General features: G+C 33.0%; 10 protein-coding genes. 7 read left to right on the top strand and 3 right to left on the bottom strand.

Features of this window, described 5'->3' with window-relative positions:
• Nucleotides 1-272: 272 nt before the first annotated feature.
• The 3 genes from F5ESL0259_RS08815 to F5ESL0259_RS08825 form a co-directional block, all read right to left on the bottom strand.
• The gene (locus tag F5ESL0259_RS08815) at nucleotides 273-512 is read right to left on the bottom strand and encodes a hypothetical protein (protein ID WP_038521144.1); all 240 of its coding nucleotides are present in this window, start codon (nucleotides 510-512) and stop codon (nucleotides 273-275) included.
• A 25-nt stretch (nucleotides 513-537) separates the two neighbouring features.
• Complete coding sequence (locus tag F5ESL0259_RS08820; RefSeq protein WP_038521147.1) at nucleotides 538-1,041, bottom strand: hypothetical protein; 504 nt, start codon at nucleotides 1,039-1,041, stop codon at nucleotides 538-540.
• Nucleotides 1,042-1,442: 401 nt separating this feature from the next.
• Nucleotides 1,443-1,961: a hypothetical protein gene (locus tag F5ESL0259_RS08825; protein ID WP_038521150.1), complete on the bottom strand. Its 519-nt coding sequence runs from the start codon at nucleotides 1,959-1,961 to the stop codon at nucleotides 1,443-1,445.
• Between the two features lie 373 nt (nucleotides 1,962-2,334).
• Here F5ESL0259_RS08825 and F5ESL0259_RS08830 point away from each other — a divergent pair, with 373 nt between their 5' ends.
• From F5ESL0259_RS08830 to F5ESL0259_RS08855, 7 genes are all read left to right on the top strand, one after another.
• Nucleotides 2,335-3,336: an SLAP domain-containing protein gene (locus tag F5ESL0259_RS08830; protein ID WP_052059623.1), complete on the top strand. Its 1,002-nt coding sequence runs from the start codon at nucleotides 2,335-2,337 to the stop codon at nucleotides 3,334-3,336.
• 195 nt (nucleotides 3,337-3,531) lie between these two features.
• Complete coding sequence (locus F5ESL0259_RS08835) at nucleotides 3,532-4,581, top strand: helveticin J family class III bacteriocin (protein WP_046333027.1); 1,050 nt, start codon at nucleotides 3,532-3,534, stop codon at nucleotides 4,579-4,581.
• A 110-nt stretch (nucleotides 4,582-4,691) separates the two neighbouring features.
• Nucleotides 4,692-4,955 carry a hypothetical protein gene (locus F5ESL0259_RS08840; RefSeq protein ID WP_038521153.1) on the top strand — a complete coding sequence of 88 codons (264 nt, stop codon included), beginning with the start codon at nucleotides 4,692-4,694 and terminating at the stop codon, nucleotides 4,953-4,955.
• A complete protein-coding gene (locus tag F5ESL0259_RS08845) occupies nucleotides 4,948-5,265 on the top strand; it encodes a phage holin, LLH family (protein ID WP_038521156.1) in 318 nt (105 codons plus the stop codon). The genes F5ESL0259_RS08840 and F5ESL0259_RS08845 overlap by 8 nt, the downstream gene beginning before the upstream one ends.
• Before the next feature lie 629 nt (nucleotides 5,266-5,894).
• Nucleotides 5,895-6,038, top strand: coding sequence for a hypothetical protein (locus F5ESL0259_RS08975; RefSeq protein WP_158593833.1), 144 nt, complete (start codon nucleotides 5,895-5,897; stop codon nucleotides 6,036-6,038).
• Nucleotides 6,039-7,434: 1,396 nt separating this feature from the next.
• The gene (locus tag F5ESL0259_RS08850; protein ID WP_038521159.1) at nucleotides 7,435-8,043 is read left to right on the top strand and encodes a hypothetical protein; all 609 of its coding nucleotides are present in this window, start codon (nucleotides 7,435-7,437) and stop codon (nucleotides 8,041-8,043) included.
• Between the two features lie 21 nt (nucleotides 8,044-8,064).
• Nucleotides 8,065-8,706: a hypothetical protein gene (locus F5ESL0259_RS08855; RefSeq protein ID WP_038521162.1), complete on the top strand. Its 642-nt coding sequence runs from the start codon at nucleotides 8,065-8,067 to the stop codon at nucleotides 8,704-8,706.
• Nucleotides 8,707-8,933 lie beyond the last annotated feature (227 nt).

The following is an 8,933-nucleotide window of genomic DNA, read 5'->3' on the forward strand; positions in this document are numbered from 1 at the left end:
TAAGCTGGTATGAAGCAATTGGTCTAATTGTGAAATTACCAGGTAATGAAAAAAGGGAAGGCTGTTAAATCAGTCTTCCCTTTTGCTATACGGCTTCAAATTCACAAACATTTTTTTGCTGCAGTTTTTAGCCTTGTGGCTCTAAGCTTTGTAGCAACTTCGCTTAATGTACATTATGTTAAGTTGCTTTGGTATATATGGAATTATTTTTTTGATTAGGTATTTAATCTGCTTAATTTGTAATTAATTTGCGTATTTGAGTTTTGGTTTGCTTATTTTTTGTTATTTTTGAAGAATATCATCCATTCATAAACACATGTAATAACTGCTATTAGATAATCATACCAATGAAAAGCTTTTGAAAAGCCCACTAAAGAGAGGAGAAACACAGCAATCAACGCTAAAGTAAAAAGGATAGGCATAGCAAGCGTCATATTGTATCTGGCAAGCCAAGTATCGATTGGCAGAAGCTCTAGAGCCAAGATAATGATTATTATTAAAGTAGTATTCATGTTATAGTCACACCTTTTAGATTATTTAAAGATAGATAAATACGACTGTTCGTGCCGTCCAGTAAGCGACTGTGCTGTTAAGGTGAAGATAATGAATTAGCGCATATCGTATACCATCTTCAGCTTTACCTTCATAATCAGTTAGAAAGTTTACAAAAGCTTTTAGTGGCTTAGTTTTTAAACTGTTACCAGTAATTTTAGCAACGTATTTGGCAATTTTCTTAATTGTTTCTAACTTTAAGCCACGTGTCAGGTTATTGTTTTGTTCAGTAATTTTGTCTTGTAAGAGAGTATTCTGCTGCTCCTCATTAAGTCCAGCACCATTAACAATTTGATCAAACTCATCTTGTTGATCTTTAGTTAATGAACCGTACAATGCCCCATATGAACTGTTGTTTTGATTTTCATTGGAATTACTTACGGAGTTGTCCGTAGCAGCAAATGTATTTACTACAGTTGTTGCCATAGTCGTTCCTATAAAACTTGCTGCCCCAAGAGAAATTCCCAATTTTTTAATGGTACTTTTCATAATAGTACGCCTTTCATAATATTTTAGATCAATGTCGACATTGATATTAAAACCATAGTTCAGCATAAAAATTTGTCAACAAATAATATTAAAAAATAATCATGTATATATAAACATATAGTTCGTTAAATATCCAGTTAATTTGTGCTTTATAATATGAAATTATCAAGTTTTTCAAAGATTAATAACTAGAAGATAAAATAAAAAATGACTCTTACGAGTCATTTGAAATATTGATTACTTATTTAAAAAATACAGTGAAAATTAATATTATAGTAGGTGAAATTATTGTCAAAATAACTTTGAATACGTTACTTTTAAACATTAAGTTCCCTATTGTTAGCGAATGATTATAAGTCAGTTAGAAGTGATCTTAAGATGCCTCAAGGTCTTATGCCCAATTATTTAAAAATCTTTTGCCACCAGTGTTCATTTTTTCGAACTGGCTCTTTTAGTTCATTATCAATGTTTCTTTCCTTACGTTCTAAAGAGCCCTGCTCTTTTATCTTTTGGTCTCTGCCATGTAACTGTTGTTGTTGGTTCATAAGCTGCATTAACCGATCAAACTTTTTTCCTAAAGCCCTATTAGCTTCTCTTAACTCTTTATTCTGCTCCTCGATTTTACTTAAATATCGATTATTAAGCTGATCAATTTCTTCTTGTTGTTTCGCTACTTTTTCTTCCAAATGTCTGACGTAATCAGTTTTACTAATTGATCTAGCAGAACCTACTTCACCATTTTTAAAATGAGCAATGACTTTCTTCGCTTCTGATTCATCAAGAACCATTTTTCTATTTTCTTTTTTATATATTATCTTATATTTTTTTATATACGAATTAATCCTTGTTCTATATCTTGCTACTTCTTTATTAGATGCTGTAGGTACTATTATATCAATTATTTCTCTTATATCTTTCATATATATTTCTCTTATATTGCTATATATTACTATATATTTCTATATATTATTATATATCAATAACAGGACGAAGTCCTCAAAAGAGTAAAGAGGGTTTTATTAAAACATAGAAGCACACGTAGATTTCAAAAGTGTAGATATACAAAAAGGCAATCCAAATGGATTGCCTAGACGTCTAGTATGTCTCTTTTGCATGCGAGGATCGCACTTTATTTTTCACGAAGTTTTTTATAAATCTTTTAAAACTGATAGCCATTTGGCTTAGCACTACTTCGACTAATATTTATATTAGGTTGCCTGGTCCAGTAAAGGTAGCCTTAATAGACAATTAACCAGATAGCTATTAGAATTTAAGGATAAAGGAGTAATTACAATGAAAATTAACAAAAAATTGTTTATTAGCTTATTAGCTGGAATATTGACAACAACATCATTAGCAGTTACTACAACTAATATTGATCAAGCTCAAACTACTACGTCAAATGTAAATTCTGAGCAAGGCAAGCTAACCTTGAATCATAAGACTCGTGTTTATAACAAAAAGGGTAAGAAAAAGTATTCTTATCTTAAAACGAATGGGCTGCTAAAAAAGGGTGCTTTAGTAAGATATGTTGGCAAAATTAAAGCCCTATCTGATCCAGATACCAAGCGTTATTCCTTTAATGACAAAGATATGAACTGGTATTATCTACCATATAAAACAATTAAAGGTAAACAATACTACAACATCGGTCATGGCGGTTATATTAAAGCTATAAATGTTGATAGTATCAATGGAAATAAGTTATTTACTAATTATGCTACTGTTACAATAGCATCATCGCCATTTTCTTCTGATAAAGATTTTACAAAAGCAAATCTTGTTAATAATAAAGGTGAATTTACCAATAAATATGTCAAAAAGGGTACGAAACTAGTGGTTGATCGTCGCAGTAATAGAGAAGAACTAGCAGGGACGACTAAAATTGATATGCTTGATAATGGAGTTCTAGAAGTATTCCGCATAAAAAACAATAAAAAATTGTTTGTTTTAAGAGACGACCTTAAAACGCAGCCTCGTCAGCAACTAATACCGTATACTAATATCATGCATGTAAGATTTGTGAATGACGCATATCTTTATAATATAAAAGGAGAATTTGCGGACGATTCATGGTTTAGTTCAGGTGATACGGTTTCGGTTACAGGATTAAGATATATATGGGTTCCAGCAGATAAAAAAGCAGAACTATTTTATGAAGTTTTAGATTCACCTTCATCGATGTCAAACTGTAATTTTGTGAAAGCTTCGACTGCTAAATATACTTTTGGCAATCATTTAAAGCCAATAAATACAGCAGCTGATGTCACGCCAGCCAACATAGAAAAAATATAAAAGAATAAAGTTAAATATAAAAAGCAATGAATCCTCATTGTTTTTTTTTTGCTTAAAACTTGCACAATTCCTCCAACAAAGAATTAAGCTGACATTAGTCGGCTTAATTCCTCCTTACGTGCTATTTTAATTATGATCTCGAGATTAAAGATTTGGATAGATAATTATTTTTTCAATTAGTAAAGGAGTTTCGATATGAGAAAAGTATCTAGTGTAACGCCAAGTTTGAAATATGAATTGAATGGTCTCCATCAGGTAGTTGTTCAAAAAGGTAATGTAGCAACTAAATATATATATGCGTTGCAGCAATTGGCCAAAGGTACAGATACTGTAGTTTATAGAGCAAGAAAAGATGGATTTAATGCACAATTTACAAAAGGCGAAAAGCATTTTCGGTTATTTTTAAAGGGTGCTAAAAAGAGTGGTACAGCAGGTTCTCATACACAAACTTGGGAATATGCTGGACCTAACGGCAATGGTGAGTGGTTTATTGGTACAAAACCTAAAAAACTTTCAAGCTCTAAATATTACTGGGCTACTCAAATAGCAAGGGTAAAATTTCAAAATAAAAAATATACGAAAAATACACAGATGCCTAGGTTGTCAGCTCTTAATAGAGCAGGAGCAGGCTATGATGATAATGTAGTTTATCCAGGAGTTAATTTGCTTAGATCCGAAGCTGCGGTTTCTCCAAATTATCTAGATATGTTGATTGTTACTATTGATACAAGTGGAACGGCTCATTTTGGTTTCTACTCAGTGAATGAAATTAATAAAGCTCTCAATGGTGGTCCTACAAATTATCCGCTTGATCAATTTCGTTGTTCTTATGCATTTAAAATTGAGAATTTTACATCTGCTGTTGGATCAATTCAGGGCTTTGATATAGACGATAAAAAAAATATCTATATTTCAAGTGAAGCTGCACCTAAAACAGATGATGTAGGTCAAGGGGTAGCTCAAGATCGTTATATTTATAAAATACCTTATGGTTATCAAAAACTGCCGAATGGATTAGTGGATTGGAATAGCACAGAGAACTGGCATAGAATTAATTTGAATGCTAATAATAATGATCACAATAATGGTTCAGTCTTAGATCGGAGTAAATTTGTTACTGAGTTTGAAAGTATTCAAGTAATTAATAAAAATGATGCATATTTAACGGTCTCATATCATGACGCAACTACATTAAAGACTTTGCACAGTAGAATTTATGAAATTACTTGGAATGACCCAGAGTAGTAATAAGTTTTATAAATAGATCATAAAATATTTAAAAGTCTCAAACAGCTCACTTACTGTTGAGACTCTTTCTTTTATACAAACCAAAATAGCAAGGAGGAATATGCATAATGTATAAAAAACTGATAATTTTGCTAACCTCAACTGCCTTTTGTGGACTCGTTTCAATGCTAATCAATTTTTATCAGTGGCATGTAAAAACAAGAAATACTGCAAATGATAAAGAACGGCGACGATTATATAACGAAGTAAAATACTATCGTACAAAGTTTCTTAATGATGAAAATGAAATTGATCATTTAAAAGAAAAAATTCGTAAATTAAAGGCAGCACAATTTACTACTGTCAAGGAGAGAAGTGATATTGATGGATAAATTAACGTCTATTTTACAATTGTTAAGCACGCTAGCTGTAATAATTGCGTTTATTCTTGTTGGTATTTATCCATATATTAAAGAACGTAATAAATCTTTAGCAGATAAGTTAGATGTATGGTATAAGCTTGCTCAAGTTTTAGTTAACGAGGAAGCTATTAAAAGTGAGAAATCTGGTGCAGATAAAAAACAGACAGCTACTGATACATTAATGATCCAAGCAAAAAAGTTAAAAGTACCATTAACCAAGAATGTGGCTGCTGGATTGGTACAAAATGCTTATAATCAAACTAAAACAAGACGTAGTTGAATGCCTACAAAGCAGATTTAGCAAATTGCGTAAATCATACAAGAACTTAATGAGCAGGTAGTTGAATTATATAATTTATTAGATTAATGATAATTAGCCATTAAAACACGCTGGCAGCAATTTGTTGTTAATCTAGAAAGCTTTTAAGCTTGATAGAATACTACTCTCAGTCTAAAAGACTATTAATTTTAAAAAAATTAGTAGAATTTGATATTTCTATGGTATGATTACTTTAACAAGCAAATAAAATGCCTTGATTGCCAATAAGGACAATCAAGGCATGAAAAAAGCTAATCTCAAACTTTTGCAGGGTAACAGATTAGCTTCATCAATTAAATTAAGTATAACAAAAATACTTAAAAATTCAAGAGATGAAGTTAAAAAGACCTTCGAGTTAAAAGATTAGCCCGGAGGTCTTTTCCGTTATCAAGCGAACCAACAGGACAAAGTTGAAAAAAGGGACAGGTTTAATAGAGCCATTTCAAGTAATAAATCTATTTCCGAAAGCACGTAACGAATGCAGTGGGGCAAGTGGCGGTGACGACCAGCAGTTAAGCGAACCAGGTCAGGGCGGTACAGACGACTACTGTCTGGTCAGAATTACTCATGCGTAAGGCGAGCAGGCAGCAGTGGAACATACGGCAGTAGCAAGGACAGAACATAGTACGAGGTACTATTGGCTGGGGTTAGCATATGGCGTTGCCCAGACCTTCAGATCATATTTTGGAGCGACAAAAAACAACGGCTCGGCTACTGTGCAGGGCGTTTTTTAGCTTAAATGTATGCTGGTCCTTTGTGGCCAGATTAGTAACCAACGATCGACAAAGCGGTTAGTTAGATAGTTTCTTCTCCTTATTGCAAGGGGAAATTACCTAACTAACCGCTTTGCGGTTATGTTAGTTACCTTATGGGGCCAGTGTGCCCACTGCAGGGAACAGTAATTGGCAGTTTAGGTTAATTATTTGATCTTGTTTTAGGTTTAGGTGGAGCAGCTGGCGTAGTAGATTTTGGTTCAGCAGTCTTTCATGGTTTATTTGCAGGTTAGGGTGTCGAGTAGTGTTTTAGTTTTGCTTGTAGGAGATTAACCTGGTTCTTGATGTTGATTTATATTGGTCGTTCGTTGTCATTTATCGGATTAGATAAAGTTGTTTTGTTACCTATATCTTGGAATTTCACAAATTTTTAGGAAAGAGCATAAGGAGAACTGCTATCACTTACTTAACGTAAGGTGATAGCTTGGCGGTGCCAAGCGTTTTCTAACAGCAGCTGCCTGCTAGCACTTTTTTTGCGAAATATCCCACCGTGGGACTGTTGTGAATATTGGTGTAGAGCCAAAAGCCTCATCTGGGTTTGTGAAAGGGAGCTGACAGTCCCACATTGGGATTGTTACAAATCCTGGTAGAGCAGCATTCTTCTAAAGGCAAAGATCGTATCAAAAACCGTATTTTAGCTCCGCTGAATGCCAGGTTCACTTTAGATGTAATGGAGAGCGGGGGGGTAAAAAATAAAAGTAGGCAAAATAGTTGAGGAATGATTTTGTTTACTTTTAAAAAATTGGGACAGTCATTTTTGCTAGGAAGTCGTCCATTTGGTGGAAAATCAGGTGTAAGTATACCCGGGGGCGAAAAAACGGCTCACAGGGGCTAATAGGGGCTAAATTAGGCAAGCTGTTGTTGGTAAGTTAGAAGAGAATAAAAAATAAATATATAAAAAAAGCGATCCTTGTGGACCGCCTTAGACGTCTTGCAAGTGACTGAACCTGCTTACACGTTTAGTTAAACATGTCTGACGTTATCTAATTCTATAAAAATTATATCATGAAAATAAAAATTTGGTAAAATAATCCTGCGCGTTTAGTGCACTATCTTGAGAAGTTGACTGGCTTCTCATAAAGGAGGTGAAAAGACGTGTCTGATGTTCTAATTCTAATTCTTTTGTATCTTGTAATTACCGCAATTCGAGATGTGTTGAATATCGTCAAAGATATTCTTAACGAACTACTTAAGTAGTACAAAAGTGAGGCCTAAGATTTTATCTTAGGCTATTTTTATAGGTATAAATAATTGAATAAAATTAATTAAAGATATATAATCTCGATATTAAAATATTAATTTATTAAGGCATTATATCATTATAATATTTTAATATACGTTTATAGGAGAATTAATTATGAAATTTAAGTATGTTGTTGGATTAGGTGTTGCTGCTGCAACCTTTGCGACAGTTGCAACTCCATTAGCGGTAACAAGTGTCAAAGCTGAGGCAACAAGTGATAGTGTAGAAAGTCCTGTTTCTAAATATGATATAAATCCTGTAGCAAACTATGATAACGATTCATTAAGACAAATTGCAATTAATAATAATTTAGATTTGTCTGTAGTTGAAGCTTTAAATGATAATATCGATCCCGATAAAGCCTTACCTAATGGTACGCCTATTTATTTGCCACAAAATGTTGGCTCTGTAGAAAACGTAGTAGGACCTCAGGCGTTCGGACCTTATGATGGTGTACCAGCAAGTATTAAGAAAAAATATTATGATAGTTTAAGTAGTGCAGAACGTTCAGCTAAACTTTGGATTGCAAAGAGAGAATCAGGATACAATTATTATGTTTCTAACGGTACGCATTACGGTCGCTTTCAGTTAGATAAAGCATATCTTAATGGCGACTATAGTATAGCTAATCAAGAAAAAGCTGCTACGATATATATTCACAAACGTTATAGTGGAAGTTGGGTAAAAGCTAAAGCATTTTGGCAAGCTCATGGCTGGTATTAAATCAAAGTAGGTTGGGTAAAAATGAAAAGATCACTTAGTATAGCAGCATTTGCAGCTGTTTTTGGTGCAAGCTTGATATTTAGTGCAACAAGCAGTAATTATGTGCCTGTTAAAGCAGCTGACGTAAGCGATACAAATACTGTAGTCAATAATCAGGGTGTGTCTGATAAAACATGGTCTAACAAACTGACTAAAGCTGGCTATGTTTTCAAGTTAGCTAAAAATATAGCTACTACTGATGGCGGATTGTATCAAAGAAAAAATGGCTTACTTAAAAAATATAGTTTGAAGCATGCTAAAAAAGTTTTCGCTAAAAACATGTTATTCAAAATAGATCGCGCTATATCAGTAGAAAATGGTTCTTTAGTTCATATTGTGTCGCAAAATGGCAAATATAAGTTTTGGACTAATTTTTTAACCGGGACATACAATGTAAATGGTCATAAAAAATCTCTTAAACCATTAATAAAAACCGAAGTAGAAATGATCACTAATACTTCTAAAGAGAAAATAGCAAAAAAGCTAGTCACTGCCGAAAAATTGGCTAATAAATTAAAGGGTTCAGATAAAAAATTGGCTCAAGAATCAATTACTCAATTGAAGCAATGGATTGATAATGAAGTTTTTGCTAATATTCCTGTTCTTCTAATTGGTAGCCTGTAAGACAAGTAAACAAGTTTTTAATTTACTGCTGCTATCAAAGTGATTTTCTTATTAATTTACGAAGCATACGGAGCAATTTAAAGTTAAAGATTAAAAGTAACAAATAAGCTGGTATGAAGCAATTGGTCTAATTGTGAAATTACCAGGTAATGAAAAAAGGGAAGGCTGTTAAATCAGTCTTCCCTTTTGCTATACGGCTTCAAATTCACAAACATTTTTTTGCTGCA

Origin of the sequence: Lactobacillus sp. ESL0259 (assembly GCF_003693045.1) — a bacterium.
In the GTDB taxonomy this organism is placed as follows: domain Bacteria; phylum Bacillota; class Bacilli; order Lactobacillales; family Lactobacillaceae; genus Lactobacillus; species Lactobacillus melliventris.